General features: G+C 71.5%; 17 protein-coding genes and 1 pseudogene. 12 read left to right on the top strand and 6 right to left on the bottom strand.

Going from position 1 to position 25,754, the window contains the following annotated elements; translation table 11 throughout:
* Positions 1-69: 69 nt before the first annotated feature.
* The 4 genes from ACIBK4_RS38495 to ACIBK4_RS38480 all read left to right on the top strand — a co-directional run bounded on the left by ACIBK4_RS38495 (position 70) and on the right by ACIBK4_RS38480 (position 5,919).
* Positions 70-3,234 (top strand): AfsR/SARP family transcriptional regulator, encoded by a 3,165-nt coding sequence (locus tag ACIBK4_RS38495; RefSeq protein WP_399002657.1) that lies wholly within the window; start codon positions 70-72, stop codon positions 3,232-3,234.
* A gap of 158 nt (positions 3,235-3,392) precedes the next feature.
* Positions 3,393-4,787 carry an FAD-binding oxidoreductase gene (locus ACIBK4_RS38490; RefSeq protein WP_399002655.1) on the top strand — a complete coding sequence of 465 codons (1,395 nt, stop codon included), beginning with the start codon at positions 3,393-3,395 and terminating at the stop codon, positions 4,785-4,787.
* 204 nt (positions 4,788-4,991) lie between these two features.
* Positions 4,992-5,132 carry a hypothetical protein gene (locus ACIBK4_RS38485; RefSeq protein WP_399002653.1) on the top strand — a complete coding sequence of 47 codons (141 nt, stop codon included), beginning with the start codon at positions 4,992-4,994 and terminating at the stop codon, positions 5,130-5,132.
* 217 nt (positions 5,133-5,349) lie between these two features.
* Positions 5,350-5,919 carry a sigma-70 family RNA polymerase sigma factor gene (locus ACIBK4_RS38480; RefSeq protein WP_399002651.1) on the top strand — a complete coding sequence of 190 codons (570 nt, stop codon included), beginning with the start codon at positions 5,350-5,352 and terminating at the stop codon, positions 5,917-5,919.
* A 488-nt stretch (positions 5,920-6,407) separates the two neighbouring features.
* Here ACIBK4_RS38480 and ACIBK4_RS38475 read toward each other — a convergent pair whose 3' ends face one another.
* Complete coding sequence (locus ACIBK4_RS38475) at positions 6,408-7,445, bottom strand: zinc-binding alcohol dehydrogenase family protein (protein ID WP_399002649.1); 1,038 nt, start codon at positions 7,443-7,445, stop codon at positions 6,408-6,410.
* 153 nt (positions 7,446-7,598) lie between these two features.
* Positions 7,599-7,892, bottom strand: coding sequence for a winged helix-turn-helix transcriptional regulator (locus tag ACIBK4_RS38470; RefSeq protein ID WP_399002946.1), 294 nt, complete (start codon positions 7,890-7,892; stop codon positions 7,599-7,601).
* A 191-nt stretch (positions 7,893-8,083) separates the two neighbouring features.
* Between ACIBK4_RS38470 and ACIBK4_RS38465 the strand changes: the two genes are divergently transcribed.
* From ACIBK4_RS38465 to ACIBK4_RS38435, 7 genes and pseudogenes are all read left to right on the top strand, one after another.
* Positions 8,084-11,245 (top strand): AfsR/SARP family transcriptional regulator, encoded by a 3,162-nt coding sequence (locus tag ACIBK4_RS38465; protein ID WP_399002647.1) that lies wholly within the window; start codon positions 8,084-8,086, stop codon positions 11,243-11,245.
* A gap of 587 nt (positions 11,246-11,832) precedes the next feature.
* The gene (locus tag ACIBK4_RS38460) at positions 11,833-12,765 is read left to right on the top strand and encodes a catalase family peroxidase (protein WP_399002645.1); all 933 of its coding nucleotides are present in this window, start codon (positions 11,833-11,835) and stop codon (positions 12,763-12,765) included.
* Positions 12,766-12,915: 150 nt separating this feature from the next.
* Positions 12,916-13,833 (top strand): SGNH/GDSL hydrolase family protein, encoded by a 918-nt coding sequence (locus ACIBK4_RS38455; RefSeq protein WP_399002944.1) that lies wholly within the window; start codon positions 12,916-12,918, stop codon positions 13,831-13,833.
* Positions 13,834-13,929: 96 nt separating this feature from the next.
* A pseudogene (locus ACIBK4_RS38450) lies at positions 13,930-14,115 on the top strand (GMC oxidoreductase); the annotation flags it as partial.
* 325 nt (positions 14,116-14,440) lie between these two features.
* The gene (locus ACIBK4_RS38445) at positions 14,441-17,116 is read left to right on the top strand and encodes a BTAD domain-containing putative transcriptional regulator (protein ID WP_399002643.1); all 2,676 of its coding nucleotides are present in this window, start codon (positions 14,441-14,443) and stop codon (positions 17,114-17,116) included.
* A 116-nt stretch (positions 17,117-17,232) separates the two neighbouring features.
* Positions 17,233-18,150: a TIGR03619 family F420-dependent LLM class oxidoreductase gene (locus ACIBK4_RS38440; protein WP_399002641.1), complete on the top strand. Its 918-nt coding sequence runs from the start codon at positions 17,233-17,235 to the stop codon at positions 18,148-18,150.
* Positions 18,151-18,158: 8 nt separating this feature from the next.
* Positions 18,159-18,818 carry a hemerythrin domain-containing protein gene (locus tag ACIBK4_RS38435; RefSeq protein ID WP_399002639.1) on the top strand — a complete coding sequence of 220 codons (660 nt, stop codon included), beginning with the start codon at positions 18,159-18,161 and terminating at the stop codon, positions 18,816-18,818.
* 2 nt (positions 18,819-18,820) lie between these two features.
* Here the strand turns inward: ACIBK4_RS38435 and ACIBK4_RS38430 are convergent, their stop codons facing one another.
* Positions 18,821-20,017 carry a protein kinase gene (locus ACIBK4_RS38430; RefSeq protein WP_399002941.1) on the bottom strand — a complete coding sequence of 399 codons (1,197 nt, stop codon included), beginning with the start codon at positions 20,015-20,017 and terminating at the stop codon, positions 18,821-18,823.
* Positions 20,018-20,273: 256 nt separating this feature from the next.
* Between ACIBK4_RS38430 and ACIBK4_RS38425 the strand changes: the two genes are divergently transcribed.
* On the top strand, positions 20,274-21,593 hold the full coding sequence (locus ACIBK4_RS38425) for a DEAD/DEAH box helicase (protein WP_399002637.1): 1,320 nt from the start codon (positions 20,274-20,276) through the stop codon (positions 21,591-21,593).
* A gap of 26 nt (positions 21,594-21,619) precedes the next feature.
* Here the strand turns inward: ACIBK4_RS38425 and ACIBK4_RS38420 are convergent, their stop codons facing one another.
* The 3 genes from ACIBK4_RS38420 to ACIBK4_RS38410 all read right to left on the bottom strand — a co-directional run bounded on the left by ACIBK4_RS38420 (position 21,620) and on the right by ACIBK4_RS38410 (position 25,730).
* Positions 21,620-23,227, bottom strand: coding sequence for an MFS transporter (locus ACIBK4_RS38420; protein WP_399002635.1), 1,608 nt, complete (start codon positions 23,225-23,227; stop codon positions 21,620-21,622).
* Between the two features lie 56 nt (positions 23,228-23,283).
* Positions 23,284-24,636: an alpha/beta hydrolase gene (locus ACIBK4_RS38415; RefSeq protein ID WP_399002633.1), complete on the bottom strand. Its 1,353-nt coding sequence runs from the start codon at positions 24,634-24,636 to the stop codon at positions 23,284-23,286.
* A 233-nt stretch (positions 24,637-24,869) separates the two neighbouring features.
* Positions 24,870-25,730: a PaaX family transcriptional regulator C-terminal domain-containing protein gene (locus tag ACIBK4_RS38410; RefSeq protein ID WP_399002631.1), complete on the bottom strand. Its 861-nt coding sequence runs from the start codon at positions 25,728-25,730 to the stop codon at positions 24,870-24,872.
* Between the last annotated feature and the right edge of the window lie 24 nt (positions 25,731-25,754).

Here is a 25,754-nt window from a genome sequence, read left to right as displayed (position 1 = left end):
GATCGTTCACCTCGCGACGCGCCGACGAGCCCTTCGGGGCCGGCGGCCGGTCACGGCAGGATGGCGGTCATGCGTTTTCGACTGCTCGGCCGCCTGGAGCTGATGACCGCCAACGGCGCGGTCACCCCTCCCGGCGCCGTGTCCCGGGCGATCGTGGGACGGCTGCTGCTCGCCCACGGAGCGGTCGTACAGCGCGACACCCTCGTCGAGGAACTGTGGGAGGAGCGCACGACCAAGAACCCCGTCGGCGCGCTCCAGGTCCAGATGGCCAAGCTGCGCATCGCCTTCGCGGCGCGCGGCGAGGAGGACCGCCTGATGTTCGACCACGGCGGGTATCGGATCGTCCTGGCCCCGGAGGACGAGATCGACGTGTGCGCCTTCGAGGACGTGGTCCGCGAGGGCCGTGAGCATCTCGCGGCGGAGGAGTACGAGAAGGCCGAGAGCGAGCTGCGGCTGGGGCTGTCGATGTGGCGGGGCCGCGCCTTGGACGGCCTGGAGGGACGCGCCTTCGAGACCGAGCGGACCCGCCTTGAGGATCTCCGGCAGGGCGCCCTGGAGGACGCCGCCACCGCGGGCCTCGCCCTCGGCCTTGCGAAGGAACTGATCCCCGAACTGACCGCCCAGCTGTCCCTCGCACCCCTCCGCGAACGGTCCCGCGCCCGTCTCATGCTCGCGCTCTACCGCTGCGGCCGGTTCGCGGAAGCCCTGGAGGTCTACGACACGGGCCGCCGGCTGCTGAAGTCCGAGCTCGGGGCCGCCCCCTCGCAGGAGCTGCGCTCCCTGCACGCCGCGATACTCCGCCACGATCCGACGCTCCAGGGTCACGAGCCGTCTCCTCAAGCGCACGATCCGGCGCTGCACGGGCCGGCCTCCCTGTCCGACCGGCCGTCCTCGCCGCGCACGGATGTCCCGCCGGCCTCCGGCGAAGGCAACCTGAGCCGGTCGCTGGGCCCGTTCGTCGGCAGGCGCAAGGAGCTGACCGCGCTGTCCGACGTCGTCGACCGCGAGCGGCTGGTGACCGTGCTGGGTCCGGGAGGCGTCGGTAAGACCCGCCTGGCACTGGAGGTGTGCGCGCTGGTCCCGGCGTCCCGCGGCACCGTCTGGTGGGTCGACCTGGCCCCCGCCGACGAGACGAACGTGCTCGCGGCGGTCGCCTCCGCGCTCGGCCTGTCCGACACCTCCGTACGGCCGGACCAGCCGCCGCACGACTACGTGCACCGGCTCACCTCGTTCCTGGCCGGCCGCTCCGCCGTCCTCGCGCTCGACAACTGCGAGCACCTGCTCGACGCCGTCGCCCCGCTCGTGGCGACGCTGCTGGCCCGCTGCCCCGCACTGACCGTCCTGACCACCAGCAGATCACCGCTGGAGGTGGAGGCCGAGGTGCTGTACCCCTTGGCGCCGATGCCGGACGAGGAGGCCGCGGTCCTGTTCGGAACCCGGGCCGCCATGATCGACCCGTCCTTCGCCCCGGACGCGGCCGCGCTGCACGACATCCGGCGCCTGTGCAGCAGGCTCGACGGACTGCCGCTGGCGGTGGAACTCGCCGCCGCGCACGTCCGTCTCCTCACCGTCCGGGACATCGAGGCCCGCCTCGACAACCGCTTCACCCTGCTCATCAAGGGGGAGCGCACCGCGCCCGCCAGACACCGCACCCTGCGCGCCGTCCTCGACTGGAGCTACGCCCTCCTCGACACCACCGAACAACGACTCCTGACGGAACTGGCCCTCTACGTGGGCGGCTGCTCGCTCGAACTCATGGAAACGGCCACTCCGCTGCCCGGCCCGGACAGCGCCGAACTGCTGCCTGTCCTGGGCCAGTTGATCGACAAGTCCCTTCTCGTCCCGGTCGCCACGCCCGACGGGAACCGCCTGCGGATGCTGGAGACGGTCCGCGAGTACGCGCTCACCCGACTCCGCGAGGAGGGCTGGGCGCCGGAGGCCGAGGAACGCCTCATGACATGGGCCGCCCGCTTCGTCCGGGACGGCAGCGCGGGACTCTCCTCCCGCGACCAGCGGGAGTGGACCAGACGCCTCACCGAGGAGTCCGCCAACATCAGGGCGGCATCCGACCTGATGCTGGCCAGGTCCAGGCCGACCGAGGCCCTGCTGCTGGAGGCGCGGCTGGGCTACTTCTGGTTCATCAGCGGCCGCGAGGAAGAGGGCATCGACCGGCTCCAACGCAGTCTCCAGGCCTACGACGCGACAGCGGACCAGCGGAAGGAGGAGCCCACCGAGGAGGACGAGTGGGCGCTCTTCCACACGATCACCTGGCTCACCTGGCTCCATCACGTCGCCGGACACCACATGGAAGCCGGTTCCTACGTCGAGCGGCACAAGGATGCGTGGCAGTACGCGAAGAACCCCGACCTCGCCGTCCTGGGCCTCTGCTACGACGCCCTCCACGCCATGCTCAACGGACACGACGACGTGGAAGAACGCTTCGCCGAGGCGGAGGCCGCCGTGGTGGACACGGCGTTTCACTGGGACCGGGCGGTCCTGCAGACGAACTGGTCGACCTACTGCCTGCAGCACGGGGACGTCGACGGGGCCCGCCGGCACGGGCTGATCGCGGTCGCGGCGTCGCGCGCGGCCGACGACGACTTCGCCCGGGTCTTCTCCCTCACGCTCTGCGGCGACGCGGACGAGAGCGACGGCCTCCGCGCCCGGGCCCGTGAGCAGTGGACCGAGGCGGCCCGCATCCTCCGTGCCGTCGGGGCGCGCACCCGGTGGGCGTATGTGCTGCTCAGGCTGGTCTGCCTGGACATCACCGAGGGGGAGTTCGCCCTGGCCGGGCAGCGACTCGGGGACGTGAGCAGGCTCGCCGACGAACTGAGCGCCGACGATCTCCGGGCGGCCGTGGCCAACCTGCGCGGAGTACTGGCGGTCCGGGACGGTCGCTTCGCGTACGCGGAGCGGATCTTCCACGATGTCTGGTCCTGCCCGGCGGCACCGCCCGACCGCCGAGCGGTCTCGCTCGTCGGACTCGCGGTCATCGCGACGTTCGGCCCGCAGAGCCCCACCGCCCCGGACGACGCGCGGGCCTGGATCGACCGAGGGCGCCAGACCCACGCCGGACTGCGCGAACCGCTCGCCCGGCACGCGGTGGGCGTGCTGCTGGACAGGCTGGAAGCCCACCACCGGGGCCACCGGCCCGGGACGAACAGGCCGGACGGCACGAACCGGGCGTGCGACTGGCTCGCGGACAGCCCCTCCGTGCTGGCCGCCTTCAGCTGAGCGGTCGCCGACAGGTCCTGCGACGAACCGTGCGCGGACCGTGAACCTCTTCGGGGTGTGCGCCGTAGCAGCGACCAGACGGCACCTGGTCCTCCGGGATGCCTCCGTGCCAAGTGACCGTCGGCCAGGGCCAGTTCTCCGACGAAAGGCACAGCACCATGACCGAGTACCAGGGGCGGATCGTTCTCGGGGAGGACACCGTCGCCGAACTGGCCGAGCGGATCGAGGGATCCGTGTTCGCCCCCGAGGACGCGGGCTACGCGGAGGCGGTCGCCGGCTTCAACCTGCGCTCGCGGCAACGGCCTTGTCTGGTCGTCGCGGCGGCCGGCGCCGCCGATGTGCGGGCCGCGGTCGCCTTCGCCGCCGCGCGTGACCTGCCCGTCGGGGTCATGGCCACCGGGCACCAGCCGTTCCCCGCGGCGGACGACTTCCTGCTCGTCACGACCCGCGCGATGCGTACGGTCGAGATCGACGCCGAGCGTGGCGTGGCCCGGGTGGCCGCGGGCGCGCTCTGGTCCGACGTCGTGGAGCCCGCTCAGGCGGAAGGACTGGCACCGCTGAACGGCTCCAGCCCACTGGTGGGAGCCGTCGGCTTCACCCTCGGCGGCGGCCTCAGCCCGTTCCTCGGCCGCTCCTACGGCTGGGCCGCCGACCACGTCGTGGCGATCGAGGTCGTCACACCGGACGGTGAACTGCGCCGCGTCTCCCCGGAGTTGGAACCGGAGCTGTTCTGGGGCCTGCGCGGCGGACGCAGCAACTTCGGGATCGTGACCGAGCTGGAGATCCGGCTCTTCCCCGTGACGTCCTTCTACGGCGGCGGAATCTACTTCCCCGCCGACAACGTCGAGGCCGTCGTCCGCGCCTTCCCCGAGGTGGTCCGCGACGCGCCCAACACCTTCACCTGCTCCGTGGCACTGCTCAACTTCCCGCCGGTACCGGAGATTCCGGAACCACTGCGGGGCCGCTTCCTCGCGCACGTCCGGGTCACCCACCTCGGCTCCGACGAGGAGGCCGAGAAGCTCATCGCGCCGTTCCGCGCCATCGGCGAGGGGATACTCGACACGATCGGCCGCCATCCCTACGGCGCGTTCCCGATCGTGCACACCGACCCGGCCGACCCTTTCCCGTACGAGGAACAGGGCGCCCTGCTGGCCGAGTTGCCGGCGCAGGCCGTCGACTCCCTTGTGGAGAGCGCCCAGTTGGCGGCCGGCGGGCTTCTCACCGTCCTGGAGATCAGACAGCTCGGCGGGGCGCTGGCGGACCGGCCGGTCGCGGCGAGTCCCATCGCCGCCCGGGACGCCGAGTTCAACGTGTGGGGAGCGACCGTCGGACCGCCGGAGATCGTCGACGCCGGGATGGCCATGCTGAGTGGGATGGTCGAACGCCTGAGCCCCTGGTCCACAGGTCTCACGTACACGAATTTCGCGGGCCGTGACGACCGGGCGGAGAACGTGTTCACCGCCGACGACCTGGAACGGCTGCGTGTTCTCAAAAGGCATTACGACCCGCGCAATCTGTTCCGGGTCAACAACCACAACGTCGCTCCGGAATAGCACTCCGCCGGTACGCCGGCGCAGAGCCGTCGAGTCGTGGAGCAGCCGAGCCGCCGGAATACCGGCGTGATTCCAGGAGACCGCACGGTGAAATGCGAACAGGAAAGAGCCAGACTGGCCGCCTATGCCATGGCGGCCCTCGATTCCGGAGAGGCCGTATGCGTCGACAGACATGTACGCGAGTGTCCGGCGTGTGCGGAAGACGTGGACGAGATCCGCACCGCGCTCGCCGCCGTCCGGCGACTGCCCGCGGAGGACATGGTGGGCAACTGGTCCGGCAAGCTCCCCGCGCTGCGGGAGGCGGCGGTCCGAGCCGCCCTGGCCCGGAGCCCCGACCGGGAGTGAACAACTCCTGAGCGTCCCGGCACGCGGGGCTCCGGCCGACGGAGTCCCGGGTGCCGGCCGCTTTCCTGCGCCTTTCCTGCCGCTGTCCTCGCAGGCGCGGGCCGGGCAAGCGGACATTAAGCCACCGGCAAGCGGTCCCCTCGAAGGTTTCCCCGTTCAGCTTTCAACGAATTGGCGCGCCGCGCATCGACCCGCGGCGCATCGGGGGAACGTGGCAATGAGGCACAACACAGCGATCCAGGACACCCAGCCGGACGGGACCGGCGGAACCCGTGACAGGGCGCGCGACGAGGCGTTCATCCGCGCCGTCTACGACAAGCACGGTGTGTTCCTGCTGAGGGTGACCACCGGGCTGCTCTGGGGCGACAGTCACCAGGCCCAGGACCTGGTCCAGGAGGCGGTCCTGCGGGCCTGGCAGAACGCCGACATCCTCGATCCCGAGGCGGAGGGCATCCGGCCGTGGCTCGTCACGGTCGTCCGCAACCTCGTCATCGACGGCTACCGTGCGCGGAAGGCCCGGCCGCCGGAGACGGTCGACACCGCGCTGAACGACATGCCCGGCCCGGAGTCCATGGACCCGGCGCTCACCAAGAAGATCGTGCGCGAGGCCCTGGCGGACCTGACCTTGCAGCACCGCGAGATCCTCGTCCACGTCGAGTTCCTGGACCAGTCCGTGGCCCGCACGGCGGAGACGCTGGGCATACCGCCGGGCACGGTCAAGTCCCGCACGCACCTTGCCCTCAGGGCCCTGCGTGCCGCGCTGGTCGAGCGCGGGTACACGCCGTGAGCGGCAGCAGCCGGCGGCGCTGAAAGAGCGCGACGCCCGCCCGGAACGCGGAGAGGGAGCGCCGAAAGTCTCGGCGCTCCCTTTCTCATGCGGTACTCGGCGTACGGGTGTCCCGGGCTACTGAGCCACCCGTTGCGAGGAATCCGCGGAATCCGAGGAATCCGCAGCGCTTTCACGCCGAGTCGCCCGTCGGCGCGCTTCCTCGACCGCACTCCTCTCTTCCGGAGTGAGGCGATTCATCAGCCGCTCGTTGTTCACCCAATCGTTCAGCAGTGCATGGGAACCTCCGAGACTCAGCGAGTACGCCCACATACTTCGTCCTCGCCGCGTCCCGTTCCATTCGTGTGCCCAGCTGAGCACATGGCCGATTCTCTGTTCCTGTGTGAACCTCGTCAATTGCATGCCCGTCACCTTTCGATGGTTACGAGATGGCCTGTTCTCCGTCCGCTCTGTAAACGGGGCGGAGAAGTGGGAGGTTCACACGGAGCTCAGAATCCGGTGAGCGTCACCTTGCCGATGGTGCTGCCGGACTCCAGGATGCGGTGCGCCTCGCGCAGGTGGGCGGCGTTGATCGTGCCGAGGTCCTGGGTGGCCGTGGTCCGCAGGATGCCCTCGTCCACGAGCGAGGCGATCCGGTCGAGGATGTGGTGCTGCGTCACCTGGTCAGGGGTCTGGAACAGCGAGCGCGTGAACATGAGTTCCCAGTGGAAGGAGATGCTCTTGGCCTTGAGCAGGCCGATCTCCACGGGGCCGAAGTCGTCGATGGCGACGATCCCGCCGAACGGCTTGAGCATGTCGGCGTACGCGCCGAGGTTCCGGTCCGTGCCGGCGGTGCCGAAGATGTGGTCCAGCCCGCCGGGCGCCACCTCGGCCACCTGTGCGGGCAGCGGCTGATGGTGGTCGACCACGTGCGTCACGCCCATCCGGCGCGCGAACTCGACGGTCTCCGGGCGGGAGGCGGTGCCGATCACGGTCAAACCGGTGAGGGCGCGGGCCAGTTGAGCCACCATGGCGCCCACGCCGCCCGCCGCCGCGGTCACCAGCAGCGTGCCGGTCTCCTCCGCGAGGCCCTCGCGCAGGCCGAGGCGCTCGAACAGACCCTCCCACGCGGTGAGGGAGGTCAGCGGCAGCGCCGCCGCCTCGGCGAAGGAGAGCGTGCGGGGCTTGTGGCCGACGATGCGCTCGTCGACGGTGTGGAAGCGCGAGTTGGCGCCCGGCCGGTCGATCGCGCCGGCGTAGAAGACCTCGTCGCCGACCTCGAACAGCTCCACCTGCTCGCCGACCGCGGCGACCGTGCCGGCCGCGTCCCAGCCGAGCACCTTGAGGTCGCCGCCCGGGTCGTTGCTCTGCCGGACCTTGTAGTCCACGGGGTTGACCGCGATCGCCTCGACCTGGACCAGCAGATCGTGCGGACCCGGCTGCGGCACGGGCAGTTCGACGTCCACCAGGCTCTCGGCGTCGTCGATCGGCAGGCTCTTGCGGTAGGCGACGGCGGGCATCGTCGCCGACTTCCAGGTCTCGCTCATCAGGGATCTCCTCGACTCGTGCGGTGGACCGACGAGGATCGGCGGCCACGACCGCAAGGTACCTATCGGGAGGTAGTAACCATCAAGGGCTCCTGCTTCCCAAAAGAAACCATCGAGGTGAGGGGAGTTTTTCGTGTCCCGAGTGTCGCGGGATCAGGCCGATTCCGGGAACCGGTCGATGTTCTGCTCCACCCAGCTGCGCAGATGGGACAGCGGAGCGCACGCGTCCTTGCCGAGCGGGGTCAGGCTGTACTCGACGCGGGGCGGCACCTCCGCGTAGATCCGGCGGTCGATCAGGCCGTAGTCCTCCAGGCGGCGCAGTGTCTGGGTGAGGACCTTGGGGCTCACGCCCTGCAGCCGGCCGCGCAGGGCGCCGAAGCGCTGGGGTCCGTCCTCAAGGGCGCCGAGCGCGAGGGCGCTCCACTTGTTGGCGAGGAGGTCTAGCATGTCGCGGCAGGGGCAGGCGGCGGAGTAGACGCTCTTGGGGTCGTCGCAGAGGCCCGATGTCTTGGTCATGCCGCAATAGTACCCAATGGGTACCAATAGCCCTTGCGGGTAACCACCGCCTGCCTCGTACGGTCTCGGGCATGCTCGGAACCCCGGTTCCGGGCATCGGAACCGCCGATGAAGGCTGACACATGAACGACGACGCCCTGCACCTGCGCCTGCTCGGCCGCCTGGAGCTGGCCGACGGGAGCGGTGCCGTCGCTCTTCCGGGCGCCGTGTCCCGCGCGATCGTCGGCCGGCTGCTGCTGGCCGGGGGAGCGGTCGTGCACCGCGACACCCTCATCGAGGAGCTGTGGGAGGAGCGCGAGGCGAAGGACCCGGTCAACGCCCTCCAGGTCCAGGTGACGAAGCTGCGCGCGGCGCTCGCGACGCGGGGCCGGGAGGGGCGGCTGCAGTCGCAGTACGGGGGATACCGGTTCGCTCTGGGGGCGGAGGACCAGCTCGACACGGTCCGCTTCGAGACGGCGGTCCGCGAGGGACGCGAGCATCTGGCGGCAGGGGCGTACCGGCAGGCGGAAGACGTTCTCCGGCAGGGACTCGCGCTGTGGCGGGGCCGCGCGCTGGACGACCTCAAGGGCCGGGTCTTCGACGCCGAGCGCCTGCGCCTTGAGGAACTGCGCCTGAGCGCACAGGAGGACGCGGGCGCCGCGGGTCTCGAACTCGGCCGCGCGGCCGAACTGGTCCCCGAACTCACGGCACTTGTGGCCGCGGCGCCCCTGCGCGAGCGGTCCCGGGCACGGCTGATGCTCGCGCTCCACCGCTGCGGACGTCACGCCGAGGCCCTGGACGTCTACGAAGCGGGCCGCAGCCTGTTGCGGTCCGAACTGGGCGCCGACCCATCCCCCGAACTCCAGTCCCTGCACGAGGCGTTGCTGGCGGGCGACCCGTCTCCCGGGACGGCGACCGCGGAGTCCGTACGGCTGTCCCCGGCGCCCTCCGCTGCCCGCCCGACGCCCGGCGAAGGCGGCCCGGACCACCCCCTCGGCCCCTTCGTCGGCCGCGGTGAGGAGCTCGACGGGTTGCTCGCGGCCCTCGTACGCGAGCGGCTGGTGACCGTCGTAGGACCGGGCGGGGTCGGCAAGACCCGGCTCGCGCTGGAGGCGTGTGCGCTGGTGCAGCCGTCGTGCGACGGGGTGTGGTGGGTCGATCTGGCCTCGGCCGACAGCGCGGGTGTTCTCGCGGCGATCGCCGGAGCCCTGGGGCTGACGGACGCGTCGGTCCGGCCGGACCAGCCGCCGCACGACTACATGCGGCGGCTCACCTCGTTCCTGGCCGGGCGTCGGGCGATGCTCGTGCTCGACAACTGTGAGCATCTGCTCGACGCGGTCGCCCCGCTCGTGGCGGTCCTGCTCGGCCGGTGTCCCGCGCTGACCGTCCTGGCAACCAGCAGAGCCCCGCTGGCAGTTGCGGGCGAAGCGCTGTGTCCGCTGGCGCCGATGCCCGACGGTGAGGCCGCGGTCCTGTTCAGCACCCGGGCCGTCATGATCGACCCGTCCTTCACCGCGGACGAGACGGCGATGCACGACATCCGTTCGCTCTGCCGCAGGCTGGACGGACTGCCGCTCGCCGTCGAACTCGCCGCCGCGCACGTACGGTTGCTGCCGGTCCGCGAGATCGAACTCCGCCTCGACAACCGCTTCGCCCTGCTGGCCAAGGGCAAACGGACCGCGCCCGCCCGGCACCGCACCCTGCGTGCCGTCCTCGACTGGAGCTACGCCCTCCTGGACCCCGCCGAGCAGCGGGTGTTGACCGAACTCGCCCTGTATGTCGGCGGCTGCTCCGTCGAGTTGGCGGAGACGGCCATCACCCCGCATGCGGCGGACCGGAACGAGATCTTGCAGGTGCTGGCCCAACTCGTCGACAAATCCCTCCTGTTCACCGTCTCGACGCCCGACGGAAGCCGGCTGCGGATGCTGGAGACGGTCCGCGAGTACGCGCTGGACCGGCTCCGGGACGAAGGAAGGGCCGCCGAGGCGGAGGAACGCTTCATGGCATGGGCCCTGCGTTTCGTGCGCGACAACACCGACGCCAACGCCCTTGTCGACCAAGGGGAGTTGATCCGGCGGCACACCGCGGAGTCCGCCAACATCAGGGCCGCCTCGGACCTGATGCCGACCCGGTCGAGAGCCGCTCAGGCCCTGTCGCTGGAAGCGCGGCGGGGCAGCTACTGGATCATCAGCGGCCGCGAGGAAGAAGGCATCGACCGCCTCCAGCGCAGCCTGCGGGCCTACGACGCCGCGGAGGGCCAACTCGCCGCCGCAGAGCCCAGCGACGAGGACGAATGGGCACTCTTCTACGCCCTGGCCTGGCTCGTCTGGCTCAACCATGTCGTCGGCCGGTACGCGGAGGGCGGCCACTTCATCGACCGGTACAAGACGGCCTGGCGCCGCGCGAAGAACCCCGACCTCGCCGTTCTGGGCCCCTGTTACGAGCCGCTCCACGCCATGCTGAACGGCCGGGCCGACGTGGAGGAACTTTTCGTTCGGGCTGAACAAGGCCTGGCCGGCACCGAGTTCCACTGGGAGCGAGCGATCCTCCTGATCAACTGGACGACGTACTGCCTCCAGCTCGGCGACATCGACGGCGCCCGCGATCACGGCCGGGCCGCCGTCTCGGCGGCGAGCGCCTCCGGCGACGACTTCGCCCGGGCCTGCACCCTCACGCTGCGCGGCGACGCGGACGAGAGCGCCGGCCTGCGCGACCGCGCCCGCGCGCACTGGACCGAGGCGGCGGGCCTCCTCCGTTCCCTCGGCGCGCGCGGTCAGTACGCGTACGCCGCGCTGCGGATCGTGTGCCTGGACATCGCGGAGGGCGCGGTCGCGCCGGCCGAGCACCGGCTCGCGGAGGTGGTCCGGCTCGCGGACGAACTGAGCGCGGACGACCTCCGGGCCGCGGCGGCCATCCTGCGCGGAGCGCTGGCGTTCCACGCGGAGCGCTTCGCGGAGGCGCGGACGATCTTCGCCGACGTCTGGGACAGCCCTACGGCGCCGCTCGACCGCAGAGCGATGTCCGCCGTGGGCCTGGTGGCCGTGACGACGTTCGGGCCGCCCACCCCTACGGCGTCCGGCGACGCGCGGCGGTGGATGGACCGCGCGGCCGAGGCGCTCGACCGGGTACGCGAGCCGCTGGCCCGTCGAGCGGTGGGTGCCCTGCTGGACCAGCTGGACGCCTACTTCAAGTCCGGTCCCAGCGGCGCGATCGGGGCGGAGCACGTGCGGGCCTGGCTCTCCGACAACCCTTCCCTGCTGGCCGGTTTCACCGGAGTGCTGAACGGCCCTGGCCGGCACCGCTGATCGACCGCCCCCCAAGTCCCGCACCCACGCTGCCCGTTCGGCGAACCCGACAGCCGCTCGTGGACGGGATACCTCCACGTCGGCACCGCGCGCCGCCCCTCGGTGATGTCGGCCAGAAGACAGCCGAGCGCGTTCCGGGCGAGCGGCTCCACGAGCGGATCGGTCACCCGCCCGACCTCGCCGAGGACACCGCGCAGGTCGGCATCCCCGGGACTCTCCGGGTGCGACGGCCGCACAAACGCGGCGAGCCCAAGTCCCGCTACCGCCTTGCGGTTTCGGGGAGAGGTCGGTGCCGACCAGACCTTTCGGAAGGCGCTCTCGGCCTCGCCGTGGCGTGCCTGGCCGGCCAGGACCACCCCGCGCAGATCGGCGACGGTGGCCCGGAGGTCGTACGAGACGAGTTCGGAGGCCACCTTCTCCACCTCGGCCGGCCGCCCGTCCGTCGCGTCGATGAACCCGCCTCCGACAGTGAACCGGGTCATGGAGTGCCCCGTAGACGGCATGCGACGAGTCCTGCGAACGGCTCGTCCGAGGGCGGTCCGCGCCCTCCGTGACTGGTTCGCCTTCTGAGGCTTCTAAGGAATGACATGGCAAGCAGTTCCGCAGATCAGACCCTGGCTGTCCGGGTCGTCGACAGCATGGAGCGGATGAGCGGGAGGTACCCCGGATACCGCCGCTCCAGTGCCCGGGGAGTCGGGTTCCGGGCCACCTTCACGCCCACCGGGGCCGCGGCCGCGCTGACCACGGCCGCGCATCTGCAGACGCGGCCGGTGCCGGCCACCGTGCGGTTCTCGAACTCCGAGGGAAATCCGCACACGCCCGACACCGCCCCGGTCACCCGGGGCATGGCCGTCCGCTTCCACCTGCACGACGGCGGTGACACGGACCTGATCGCTCTCACCGTCCCCCGGTTCGTCGCCTCGACGCCCAAGGAATTCCTGGAGCTGACCGAGGCCCTGCGCCCCGACCCCGTGACCCACCAGCCCGACCCGGCCCGCGTGCACGCGTTCGTCGGCGCCCATCCCCACCTGGCCGAAGCCGTCGGGCAGCAGCCGCCGATCCCCGTCAGCTATGCCTCCGCCGCCTACTGGGCCATCCATGCCTTCATCTGGGTCGACGCGGAGGGCACCAGGCGCCCCGTGCGCTACCGCTGGGAACCGGAGGCCGGACGCGCCGAACTCACCACCGCCGACGCGGCCACCCGCACCGCCCACTACCTCACCGACGAACTGCACCGGCGCCTGAAGCACACACCGGTGGCGTTCGACCTGCGGATCCAGCTCGCCGAACCCGACGACCCCACCCACGATCCCAGCACCGTCTGGCCCGATCACCGCAAGGAGGTGACCGCCGGGCGCCTGGAGCTCACCGCACCCGCCGACGACCAGGACTCCTGGAACACGCAGGCCTTCAACCCCGCCCGCGTCACCGCCGGCATCCAGCTCTCCGACGACCCCGTCCTCGCCTTCCGGGCCCACGCCTATGCCGAGTCCCACCTCCGGCGCAGCCACAACCAATAGGGCTCTGCCCCTGGAGTGAACCTCCTTGGTACGCCCGCCGTTTGACGTCTCGCCAGCACAACGCCCCCGCACCCGGCACCAGTTGGCGGAGTGACTCGACGAGCGGGTTGAGCAATGACTCGACGAACGACCCGGGGGCCCGACGAATGGATGGACTTGAACAAGCAGAGCGAGCGATCTCCGGGCCGGCGCGGCCTGTTGCGAGGCGCCACGGTGGCGTGTTGCGCGATGGCCCTGTCCGCCGCGGGGGCGACAGCGGCGAACGCCGCGACACCCACCGCGCGTACGACGGTGAACTACGTCGCGCTGGGCGACTCCTACGCCTCCGGCCCCGGCATCCCGACCCAGGTCGACGCCGCGTGCGCGCGGTCCAACCAGAACTACCCGTCCCTCCTCGCGGCGGCGAGGAACTGGCAGCTGACAGACGTCAGTTGCTCGGGCGCGACCACGGCGGACCTCGCCGGATCCCAGGACGCGCAGCCACCGCAGCTGGACGCGCTCCGCGCCGACACGGACGTGGTCACCCTGACCATCGGCGGCAACGACCTCGGCTTCTCCAACGATCTGGCCACCTGCGCCGGACTCACGGCCAAGAACCCGACGGGCAACCCGTGCCAGACCTTCTTCACCAGCGACGGCACCGACCAGCTGGCGCAGCGCGTCGACGACATCGCGCCCAGGATCACCGCCGCGCTGGACGCCGTACGGCAGCGGTCTCCGTATGCCAAGGTCCTGGTGGTCGGGTATCCCGACCTGTTCCCGGACGACGGGGTCGGCTGCACCAGTTCGGCCGTGCCGCTCGCCGCCGGTGACTTCGGCTATCTGCGGGACACCGAGAAGAAGCTCAACGCGATGCTCGCGAACCGGGCGGCGGCGAACGGCGCGGCGTACGTCGACACCTACACCCCGTCGGTCGGACACGACATGTGCAAGCCGGCCGGCGAGCGCTGGATCGAACCCCTGGTCGCGCCGGCGCCGACCGCGCCCGCCCACCCCAACGCCCAGGGCCAGCAGGCCATGGCCGCTGCCGTGGAGCACGCCGCCCGCTGCGGCGCGCACCGCCGCTGACCTGACCCGATGAGCTGAGGGGAGCGGGGGCACCGGCCGCCCGGGGGAGCGCCGGTGCCCCTTCTCCTCCAGATCCCTTTCCTCCGGCCCCGGAAACCCGTGGGGACCTGCCGGATCGGCACCGACGAACTGGCCGTGGTGGACCCGGAGTTGAGGGTCCGGTCCGTCGAGGGACTGCGTGTCGCCGATGCCTCGGTCATGCCGTCGATCGTGTCGGCGCCGACCAACGCGACGGTCCTCGCCGTCGCGGAACGAGCGGCTCATTTCATGACCGGTTTCTGAGGCTTTCCCCATCGTGGTGCCGGAGCGGGCTGAAAGGCTTTTTCGGGGGTACTCGGCTTTCTGCGGCACCCAGGGGTCGCCGCTTCCCAGAGGAAAGAGAAACCCGTGTACATAGGTCTCGGTACCGTCGTCGTCATCATTGTCATCGTCGCTGTCGTCATGATGCTGCGCCGCGGCTGACCTGCGCTCCTCGTACAGCACGAGCAGTACGGCCGGCCATGACCACAGCCCGCCCCGGATTCCCTTTCGCGGATCCCCGGGCGGGCATGGTCACGTTCGACTCCCGTAAGAACTTCCACCGTGTTCGCCCCCTAGAATCCATCACGTGGCAACGGCGGTGGAAGGGTACGAATTCGGGCTGCTGGGGCCATTGAGTGGTCGACACGGCGGGCGTGAGCTGGATCTCGGCAGCCCGCTGCAGCGTGCGGTCCTGGTGCGGCTGCTGCTCGGAGAGGGACGCCAGTGCGGCCTCGACCATCTCATCGACGCGCTGTGGGAAGAGCCGCCCGGCAACGCGGTGCGCTCGGTGCAGACGTACGTCTACCGCATCCGCCTCTCGCTGGCCGAGGAGCGTTCCCGCCTGGAGACCACCCAGGGCGGTTACCAACTCGCCGTCCCGGAACAGGCGGTTGACGCCCTGCGCTTCGAGCGGCTCGTCCGCGACGGCGAGGAACTGCGGGCCGCACGGCAGACCGCCCCCGCCCTGCGCGCGTTCGACGCCGCACTCGCCCTGTGGTCGGGCGAGCCGCTCACCGGCGTACCCGGTCCCTACGCCCGCCGCCACCGCGGTCGCTTCATTGATCTACGGCTCAACGCCCAGGTGGCACAGCTGAGTTGCGCCGACGAACTGGGCGACCACGCCCGCGTCGCGACGGAACTGATCTCCCTGATCGCCGACCACCCGCTCCGCGAGGACCTGTACGCCCTGCGCATGCGTGCCCTGTACCACGCCGGACGCACGGCGGAGGCCCTGGCGGTCTACGCCGCGGCCCGCGAGACCATGGTGGCCGAACTGGGCATGGATCCGGGCCCGGAGCTCCGCGAGCTACAGTCCCGCATCCTCACCGGCACCGAACCCGATGCCCTTGAGCCGCACCCCGAGGCACAACTCGCCGGAGCCGCACCGTCGTTCGCCAGTCCTACGGTGTCTGCAGGCGCCGTGGACGACATCGCGAACCGGTCGAGCGGCGACGGAGAACCCATCGCGCCAGGCGCCGCCACCGAAGCCGACGCAACCACAACCACGCCGGTCGAGGAGGTCCCGTCCGCCGTCCGCCCGCAGCAACTCCCCCCGGCGCCCGGCGACTTCGTCGGCCGGGAGCGGTTGCGGGAACGGCTCCGGCTCGCGTTGCGGCCCAGCGGGGAGGCGGTCGCGCTCGCGGTGCTCAGCGGGATCGGCGGCGTGGGGAAGACGGCGCTCGCGCTGCGCGTCGCGCACGGCATCCGGGGCGACTATCCGGACGGGCAGCTCTATGTGGACCTGCGGGGCGACGGGGGCCAACCCGCCGATCCCGCCGACGTGTTGGTGGACTTCCTCCTCGCGCTCGGCATGCCCGCCGCCGAGATCCCCGCGACGCCCACCGCCCGCGCCGGCGCCTATCGCACCCTGACCGCCGACCGCCGCATCCTGGTGCTCCTGGACAACGCGTCCGACACCGCCCAGGTGACCCCGCTGCTCCCGGGCACACCGGGCAACGCCGCGCTGATCACGACCCGGCACCGGTCGCTCGTACCGCCGGGGGCGACGCGCTTCGAGGTGCCGGTGCCCGATCAGCGGGAGGCGGTGGCCATGCTGGGCCGGTTCACCGGGGACGCCGAGGTCGCCGGTGAACCGGAACTCGCGCTGCAACTGGTGCACGCCTGCGGGCAGTTGCCGTTGGCGCTGCGCATCATCGGTGCCCGTACGGCGGCCCGTCCCGGACGCGGGCTCGGCGCGCAGTTGCAGCGGCTGCGCGCCGAGGAGCGCCGGCTCGACGAGCTGCGGGCCGGTGACATGTCGGTGGAGGCCACCTTCCAGGTCGGATACCGGGCCCTCGCACCCGATCGGGCCCGGGCGATGCGCCTGTGCGCACTGCTCGACGCGGTGGACTTCCCGGTCGCGGTCGCCGCGGTCCTGCTCGACCGGCCGGAACAAGAGACCGAGGAGCAACTGGAGCATCTGGTGGAGGCCGGTCTGCTCGAACCGCATGCGGCCGACCGCTACCGATTCCACGATCTGGTACGGGCGTTCGCCGCCCGGCGTGCCGACCGCGAGGATCCCGTCGCGGACCGCGAGGCCGCGCTGGTGCGGCTGACGATGTTCCTCCACGCCACCCTGCTCCAGGCCATGAGCGCGACCGACCGGTCCGGCTCGCTCAGCATCCATCTCGTCCCCGTGCCGCTGACCGGACTGCGGTTCGCCGACGCCGAGGAAGCCCGTGACTGGCTGCTGGCCGAACACACGCTGCTGGTCTCGGTGTTCGCCCGGGTGCTGCGCGACGTCCCGGCCGCCGCGAGGATCGTCGTGGCCTCGCTCTCGGTCATCGCGTCGAGCGGCCTCTTCGCCGGACCCGCCCATCAGCGGGAACTGGAACGCGTCACCGACCAGGCCGTCGCCACCGCCGAACGCTCCGACGACCCGGCATGGCAGGCACAGACCCGGCACATACGGGCCTGGCTCGCCTTCATCCGCGATGATCTGCCGGCGGCGGAAACCGATCTGCGCGAGGCGATCGCGCGCGGGCGTGCCGTCGACGACCCGGTGGCGTTCTTCATGTCCGCGCGGCTGCTGTCGGTCGTCCTGGCGGACCAGGGGCACACCGAGGAGGCCGTCGCGTTCTTCGCCGAGTCGGAGACCGTCGCCGGCGCGGAGGACGACCCCGGCAGCCCCGCCTACTTCAGCCGGGAGGTGGGCCGCCTGTTCACCGCGCTCAGCTCGGACCGGGCCGAGGTGAACCTCTCCGCGGCGCGGCACGTCTACGAGGTGAGTGATCGCCTGCGGCAGGAAGCGGCGAAGCGCTGAGGCCGTCCGCTCACTGAGCCGACCCCGCGTTCACGCGCCGTCGATCGAGCGTCGATCGGTGTCCCGCAGGGTGATCCGAGAACGGACCTCAGACCCTCCTCGAACAGGTGACAGACATGCTCAAAATCGGCCTGGGCTCCCCCCAGTACGGATCGTTCACCGACCCCGCCACGATCTCCGGGTTCGCCGCCGCCGTCGAAGCGATCGGCTACGACAGCCTGTGGGTGGGCGACCGGGCCCTGGTCCCGACCCAGCCCCGCGACCCCTACCCCGGCGGCGGCCCCGTACCGGAGGAGTACCGCACCTTCCTGGACCCCATCGCCACCCTGTCCTTCCTGGCACACGCCACCCGCCGGCTGCGCCTGGGGACCAGCACGCTGAACGCGCCCTTTTACTCCCCGCTCCTGCTGGCCCGTTCACTCGCGTCCGTCGACATCCTCAGCGGGGGACGGCTCGACGTCGGCTTCGGGCTCGGCTGGTCGTCCGACGAGTACGAGGCGATCGGCGTGCCGTGGCCGGGACGCGGGGCACGGATGGAGGAGATCCTGGACGTCCTGGAACACGTCTGGTCCGGTTCGCGGGCCGAGCACAAGGGCGCCCTGTGGACGATCCCGAGCGCACACATCGAGACCCTCCCCGTACAGCGCCCCCGCCCGCCGGTGCTCCTCGGCGGCTTCACCCCGGCCACCCTGGAACGCATCGGCCGCCGCGCGGACGGCTGGGCCGGAGTGGCGCTTCCGGTGCCCCAACTCGCCTACGTCATCAGCCAGATCCGCCAGATCGCCGAGGCCAACGGCCGTGACCCCGACGCCCTGCGCACCGTGGTCCGGGTGAACCCCGTGGTGACGGCGGAGGACGCCCCGAGCGACGCCGTACCGCACCGGGGAACGGTCGTCCAGGTCTCGGACTATCTGCTCGCCGCGCACGCGGCCGGTGCCGACGAGGTCCTCGTCGACCTGCAGCAGACCGCCCGGAACGCGGACGAGCTGACGGACCTGGCACACCGTTTCCACGACCAGCTGAGCAAGGGCTAGGGAGCACCATGTCTGACGTCGTCACCTCGAAGCCGGATGTCCACGACATGGTGGTCGTGCACCGCAGCTTCCGCCAATCCTGCGCGGAACTGCCGGACTCGGTGCGCGGGCTGCGGCCCGGCGACACCGCGCGGGCCGAACTGGTCGTGGACGCGGTGCGGTTCATGCTCATGGGCCTGGAGGCCCACCACACCAGCGAGGACGAATTCCTCTGGCCCAGACTCGCGGACCGGACGACGGTGAGCGCCGAGGCGGTCGCGCGGATGGAGGAACAGCACCACCGGCTCGAAGAGCTGGTGACACGGGTGCGGGGTGGGCTGGACGAGCTGGCCGCCGATCCCCGGCCGTTTCTCTGTGCGCAGGTGGCGGATCAACTCGCCGAACTGGGCGCGGTGTTGACCGCGCACATGGACGAGGAGGAGCACACCATCCTGCCGCTGGCCGCCGAATATCTGAGCGTCGCCGAGTGGGAGGAACTCGGCGAGATCAGCCTGGCGAAGCTGGAGAAGAAGCAACTGCTGCGCGCCTTCAGCGCGTTGATGGCGGTGGCGACGCCCGAGGAGCAGCGGGCGATCCTCACCAAGGCACCGTTGCCCGCCCGCGTCCTGTGGCGCCTCGCCGGCCGCCGCTCGTACGCGCGCTGGGAGGCCCGTCTGCACGGGGCGTGAGCCTACGGCGCGGTCGTCGAGAGACTCGTGCCGCTGGGCCCATCGGTCGGTGTCGTGTCCGCCGAGCTGTGGTCGGGGGAGAACCAGGCCAGGCCGACCAGCAGCGCCCCGAGGAAGATCAGCACGGCGGCGACCGTGCCCACCGTCTTCGACCGGCGTTCGGCGACGACACCGCGCCCTCCCGTGCGTTGCCGACGCCGGTTCCGGTGGGCCGGGGCGGTGCTGCCGGTGGCGGCGGTCGGGAAGGCGTACGTGGTCACCGAGCCGGGGCCGGAGCCGGGAGCCGTGTTCGCCTTGGGCTTCAACGGCGCGTCCCAGGCGGCCACTTGAGGCTTCGGCCCGGGGTGCGGCGCGGCCGCCGGGAGAGGCTCGGCACGCCCCCTCCAGGCGCCCGAGGCGAACCACTCGGCCGCCTGGTGTGCCGTGGGGCGGTCCTCGGGGCGCTTGGCGAGGAGACCGAGCAGGTAGTTCTCGAAGGCGGGCGGGAGTCCGACGCCGAGTTCGCGCGGTGGTACGGGCGGGGTGTCGAGGTGGTGGTGGAGGACGGCGATGGCGCTGCTGGCGCGGAACGGCGGTTGCCCGGTGAGGAGTTGGTAGAGCACGCAGCCGAGTGAGTAGACGTCGGACGGCGGTCCGGCGGGCTGGCCCAGGGCGCGCTCGGGGGCGATGTACAGGCTGGTTCCGACGATCTGGCCGGTCGCGGTGAGCGCGCCGTTCGGGTCGTTCATGAAGTGCGCGATGCCGAAGTCGGCGATCTTCACGGACCCGTCGGCGTCGAGGAGCAGGTTGCCGGGCTTGATGTCCCGGTGCACGATGCCCTGCTCGTGGGCCGCGCCGAGTCCCGCGGCCGACTGGGCGGCGATGTGCGCCACGTGCTCGGCCGGCAGGGAACCCGCCTGGGCGAGCAGGTGGGAGAGGCTGTCTCCGCCGACGAGCTCCATCACCAGATACAGCCGGCCCTCCTGCTCGCCGAAGTCGAGGACGCCGACCACATGGGGGTGGCTGAGCAGGCCCGCGGTCTGGGCCTCCAGACGGAAGCGGGCGGTGGCGGTGGGCTCGGAGTTCTGGGAGTGCAGGAGCTTGACGGCCACGGGACGGCCGCCCATCTCGTCGTACGCCTGCCAGACCTCGCCCATCGCGCCGCGTCCGATGGTGGTGTTCAGCCGGTACCGGCCCGCTATCAGCACCTGTTGCTTCATCCTCACGCAATGAGTCGACTCGACCGCTGCAGGCCATGTCCCTTTGAGGGAAGGGGTGTTGGTGGGGTGGCGCAGCTGTCACAGCCTACTGGCGGACCGGCCCCGCCCGACCGCGATACGACCGAGCTCGTCCGCGGCGGCGGGCGCCTTCGGGGCTCGCTGGTAAAATGGGGGAACGCTTCGACGCTGCCGGGGTCCGTACCGAGGGGTACGGACCCCGGTGCCGTTGCGGGCATCGGACTCAGGAAGGTTCCCCATGAACGCGAAGCCGGCCGCTTCATTCGACCAGCTCGGGCTGCCGTCCGAGCTGGTCGGGACGATGACCGGACTCGGGGTGACGGAACCGTTCCCGATCCAGGCCGCGACGCTGCCCGACGCGCTCGCCGGACGCGATGTGCTCGGCCGGGCACGGACCGGTTCCGGCAAGACGCTGGCCTTCGGGCTCGCACTGCTCGTCCGGCTCGCGGGTCGGCGTGCGGAGTCGAAGCGGCCGCTCGCCCTGGTCCTGGTGCCGACGCGGGAGCTCGCACAGCAGGTCGGCGACGCGCTGGAACCGTACGCGCGGACGATGGGCGTGCGGCTGGGCACGGTGGTCGGCGGGCTGTCGATCAACCGGCAGCAGGCCCTGCTGCGGACCGGTGTCGAGGTGGTCATCGCGACCCCGGGGCGGCTGACCGACCTGGTGTCGCGCCGGGACTGCCTCCTCAACCATGTGCGGATCACCGTGCTCGACGAGGCGGACCAGATGTGCGACCTGGGGTTTCTGCCCCAGGTCTCGGACCTCCTGGCGCAGATCCCGGCCGACGGGCAGCGGCTGCTGTTCTCGGCCACGCTCGACCGTGACGTCGACCAGCTGGTCAAGGACCATCTGCACGACCCGGTGCACGCCTCGGTCGACCGGGCGTCGGGCTCGGTCACGACGATGGAACACCACGTGCTGAACATCCACGCCGCCGACAAGTACGCGACGGCGACCGAGATCGCCGCACGCGACGGCCGGGTGCTGATGTTCCTCGACACCAAGGCCGCCGTCGACCAGTTCACCCGCCACCTGCGGGCCAGCGGTGTACGGGCGTCGGCGCTGCACAGCGGTAAGTCGCAGCCCCAACGCACGCACACGCTCGGCCAGTTCAAGGACGGCGAGATCACCGTGCTGGTCGCCACCAACGTCGCCGCGCGCGGCATCCACATCGACGCCCTCGACCTCGTCGTCAACGTCGACCCGCCCGCCGACTCCAAGGACTACCTGCACCGCAGCGGCCGTACGGCGCGGGCCGGTGAGTCCGGGCGTGTGGTCACCCTGGTCACGCCCAACCAGCGGCGCGACGTGAACCGGATGATGTCCGACGCGGGTATCCGCCCGACCGTCACCCAGGTCCGCTCCGGCGAGGAGAGGCTGACCGCCATCACCGGCGCCAAACGCCCGCCGACCGAGACGAAGACCAGCACCGGCAACGCCCCCTTCCGCGGCATCGGCACCCGCCCGGGCCGGGCCGGCAAGGAGACCCGGAAGACCGCAGAGGCCCGCAAGGCCGCGGAAGCCCGCGCGGCGGCCAGGGTCCGCAAGAGCCGCTGACCCGGCGGGAGTTGGCTCCTTCGCGACTACTCCGGCTGTGCGGAGACGTCACCTGAAGCGGCACCGTCCTGCGTGACCGCATCGCCGTCCGAAGTGGCCCGACCGCGCAACGTGACGAGAGCCAGCACCGCCGAGCACAGCGCGGCCGTACCGCAGACCACGAAGCCGATCGCGTAGCCGTGGCCGAGCGCGTCCAGCGCGAGCGGATGCAGCTCGGCCAGCTTCGGGGAGCCCGCAGAGGCACCGTTCACCGCCAGCGGACCGCCTTCTTCGAGTACGGCCGTGCCCGCGCCCTTCAGTGCCGAGGGCAGCGCGGAGTCGTGCAGGGAGTCGGAGAAACTGCTCGCCGCGCGGCTCAGGGCGACCGCGCCGATCACGGCCGGGCCGAGGGTGAAGCCGAAGTCCCGGAGCAGGTTGGTGGTCGCGCTCGCCATGCCGGCCAGATGGGTCGGCACGGTGTTGACGGCGGTCGCCGTGATCGAGGTGACGGTGACCGAGAAGCCCAGGCCGACCAGACCGAGCGGCACGATCAGCGAGGTGAAGGCCTTGTCGGTGATCGGCAGGGTGGCCGCCAGATAGTCGCCGGCCGCGATCAGCAGCAGCCCGGCGCCCAGGAGCAGACCCGGTGCGACCGCTCGCAGCAGCCGTTCCGTCACCGGTAGCATCGCCAGCGTGATGCCGTTGAGCAGGACGAACGCCAGGCCCGTCCGCATCGGGGCCTGGTCCTGGACCGGGCCGAGGCGGATGCTGACGGAGTAGGCGGTGCCGAGGAAGGCGAACATGCCGACCACGGCCACGACCGAGGCCACCGCGAAGGCGCGGTTGCGGAACAGGTCCAGGCGCAGGAGCGGGGACTTGGCGCGCTTCTCGGCCAGCACGAACGCGGCGAGGAACACGGCCGCCAGGACGAACGCGACGACGATCTCGGGCGAGGCCCAGCCGTCCGTCGGGCCCTGGATGATGGCGTAGAGGAGGGCGAACAGGCCCAGGCCGATGGTCACTTGGCCTGCGATGTCGAGTGAACGGCCCTCCGGGGCACTGGAGTTGACCGCGAACCGGGCACTGACGGCGGCGCTCGCCGCGGCGATGACGGTGACCACGACGAACGACCAGCGCCACGAGCCGTAGGTGGCGGTGACGCCGCCGAGCAGCGGGGCGAGGAACCCGCCCGTGGAGAGCAGGGCCGCCCACATCGCGATGACCCGGGCACGCTGTGCGGGCGAGGTGGTGCCGGCGGCCAGGATGGCCAGCGAGGTCGGGAACAGCGCGGCGGCGCCGAGACCGGCCAGGGCCTGCCCGGCCCAGAGTTGATGGACGCCGGAGGCGGTGGCACTGGTCAACTCCCCGACCGCCAGCAGCGCGGCGCCGCCGACCAGCAGCCGCTTACGGCCGAAGAGGTCGCCCAACAGGCCGAAGGTCAGCTCCAGTACGGCGACCGGGAGCAGGAACGCGTCGGATATCCAGGTGAGTTGGGAGCCGACCGGGTGCAGGTCGGACTGGAACAGCCCGTTGAGCGTGGCCGGTATGGCCAGGCCGATCTGGGCGAGACAGACGGCGAGAAGTCCGGCGACCAGGGTGCCGGTGGTGAGGCCGGGACCGGTGGCTGCTGTCCTGGTGGAGGGTGCGGTCGTCATTGACACGGAGGGCTCCTGGGGCACGGAAGCGAGGGGCTGGGGAGGATGCTTCGGGATCAGCGGGTACCGGTCAGACGGCTCGGCCGGTAGTCGGTGAAGGCGCCGCCGTCGAGACCCAACTCGTCGGCTCCGCGCTGGAGTTGGGCAGCGGTGGTGGAGTCGCCCCAGTGCCGGGTGTCCAGGCGGTGCTCCACTGCGTGCAGTCCGGCGACCACTTCGGCGGTGGTGAAGTTGCAGTGGCTCTGGCGGGCGACGTAGGCCTGTCGCAGGAGTGGGGAGTCTCCGGCCGCGCGCACCCGCCCGGCGAAGGCCGATTCCTGCTCCACGGGCACCAGTTGGTCGGCGGTGGTGTGGAGGTCCAGCAGCGGAACGGCCAGTCCCTGTCCGGCGGTCGAGGTCCGCTTCAGACGGGCCACCGCGGCCGGGTCGGCGGTGATGTCCGCACCGCGGGTGAGCCGGTTCAGGTCCGCGCGCAGGTCGAGCCCCGCGTCACGGTAGAGCGCCTCGACCTGCTTCACGTGGGCGGACCCGCGCAGCAGCCCGGCGTAGTCGACACCCTTGTTCCAGGACGTGTTGCCGCCTGCGGACTGCTCCACCGACCAGCGCGCCGGGACGATGAACGACAGCAGTCCCTGAGCCAGCCACGCGTACTGCTGCTGCTCCTGGCCCGCGAAGTCGCCGCGCGCGGGCGGAAGTTGACCGGGAGCCCAGTCGGCCAGGTTCAGATAGGCGGCGGCCAGGGCGATCCGGGCGCGGCCCGCCGGGGTCTGCTGCGCTGTCTCGACGGCCTGCGTGAGCCGGGCGGCGAGGGCGGCGCCGTCGGCCGGGCCGTCCAGGTTCACCAGGGCATCCGCGTCGGCGGGGTCGAAGAACGTGGCCAGGGTGTACTCGGCGTCCAACTGGTAGTTGTCCAGATCGACACCGCCCGCGACCAGACCGCACAGGCCGAGCGCACCGTCGACGCGACCTGCGCCGTCCCGGGCGATCTCGGCGTTCACGAGCCCGCCCATCGACTGGCCCACCGAGATGACCCGGGTCGGTGTGCCGACCTGCTGGCGGAAGGCGCTGAGCGCGGCGAACTGATCCCGCTCGGCCGAACCGAGCGCCCACATCGAGCCGTTGGGGTCGTAGGAGGAGCCGGCGAGGGCGTAACCGGCGGCCAGCAGCGCCTGGCTCACGGCGGGCGAGGGCGCGTCGGCGGCGGTGGTCGGCCCGAAGCCGTGACTGAACAGCAGCAGGGTGCCGTTCCACTGATCGGGGGTGTCCGCGATCCAGGTGGCGCCGTCGGCCAGCGTCCCGGAGTAGTGGCCGGCGGTGGCGGCGTGGGCGCCGGTCACCGGGCCGAGCAGGGCGGTCGCGAGGGCGGTGGCGCAGGCGGCGGCGAGGGTCGAGAAACGGGGTCGGGACATGACGGCGGCTCCGCGAGTCGAGGGGGGACCGAGCGAGGGGGAGCGTGCTGGACGAGTGGGATGGGCGGGCGGACTGGCCGAACGAACCGGCCGAACGAACGGGAAGAGCGGTGCGAATGTAGGGCTCTTTTTTCATGGCCGTCAATAGAGTGACCAATAATGAGGCAGGGGAATCCGCGTCCGGGCATGCGTGACCTAGGTACGGACGAACGGGATTCGGCGCTCGGCGTCGATCAGTCGAGCGTCAGGGTGTCCAGCAGACGTGCGGCCGCGCGTGCCGCCGGGCGCTCCCAGCGGCTGGCCAGGCCCCGGAAGACGGTCTCCGCCTGCGCGGCGGGCCAGTCTCCGGGGAGGTGCTCGGCGGGCAGATGCGGGTCTCGTCGTACGAGATCCAACCAGTCGGTGTGCAGCAGGAGTTGGCCTGCGAGGTCGTCGCCGGAGGCCGCTGCGGGGAGGGGGTCGGTGCGGTCCCAGCGGTCCAGGAACGCGCGGTAACGGGCGCCGATCGCCGGCACGTCGAAGGCCTGCTCCAGCACCTCACGGACGTCGGTCGGCGACTCCACCTCCGCGCGGAACACCCGCAGATACGGTTCGAGGCCCAGCCCCGCCACCATCTCGCGGACGTCGACGGGCGCCGGGGCCACCCACAGGCCGTTCTGCAGTGGGCCGAAGCCCGCCCAGATCAGCCGGGAGCGCAGATCGTGCCGCTCGCGGCTCCATGCCTCGGGCAGGGAGAAGCCCACCATCGTCCACCGGCCGTCCCAGTCCCGGTTCACCGCGCCGGTCCGCCAGATACGGTCCTTGCCGTCGGTCAGCACCTGGACCGCGTGCGGTGTCAGCGCGAAGTACGTCTTGCGGCCCTGGCGTCGGCGCTCCAGCAGATCGCGTTTGACCATGCGGTTCAGGGTGGTCCGGACCGCTTCCTCGGTACTGCCCACCCGTCCGAGAGCGGCGATCACGCTGCCCGACGACACGGCGACGGGCCGCCCCAGCACATGGGCGCCGAGGAACGTCAGCATCAGGGACTGGGTGCGCGGCTCGGGGCCGCTCTCGGCGGCGGGTCCGGGGGCGACGTCAACACTGGTCACGGGCACAGCGTAGGCCCGGGGCGGGTGGAG

It is taken from the genome of Streptomyces sp. NPDC050528 (genome assembly GCF_044457795.1).
Classification (GTDB): domain Bacteria; phylum Actinomycetota; class Actinomycetes; order Streptomycetales; family Streptomycetaceae; genus Streptomyces.
This window is presented reverse-complemented; position numbering and strand designations above follow the sequence as displayed.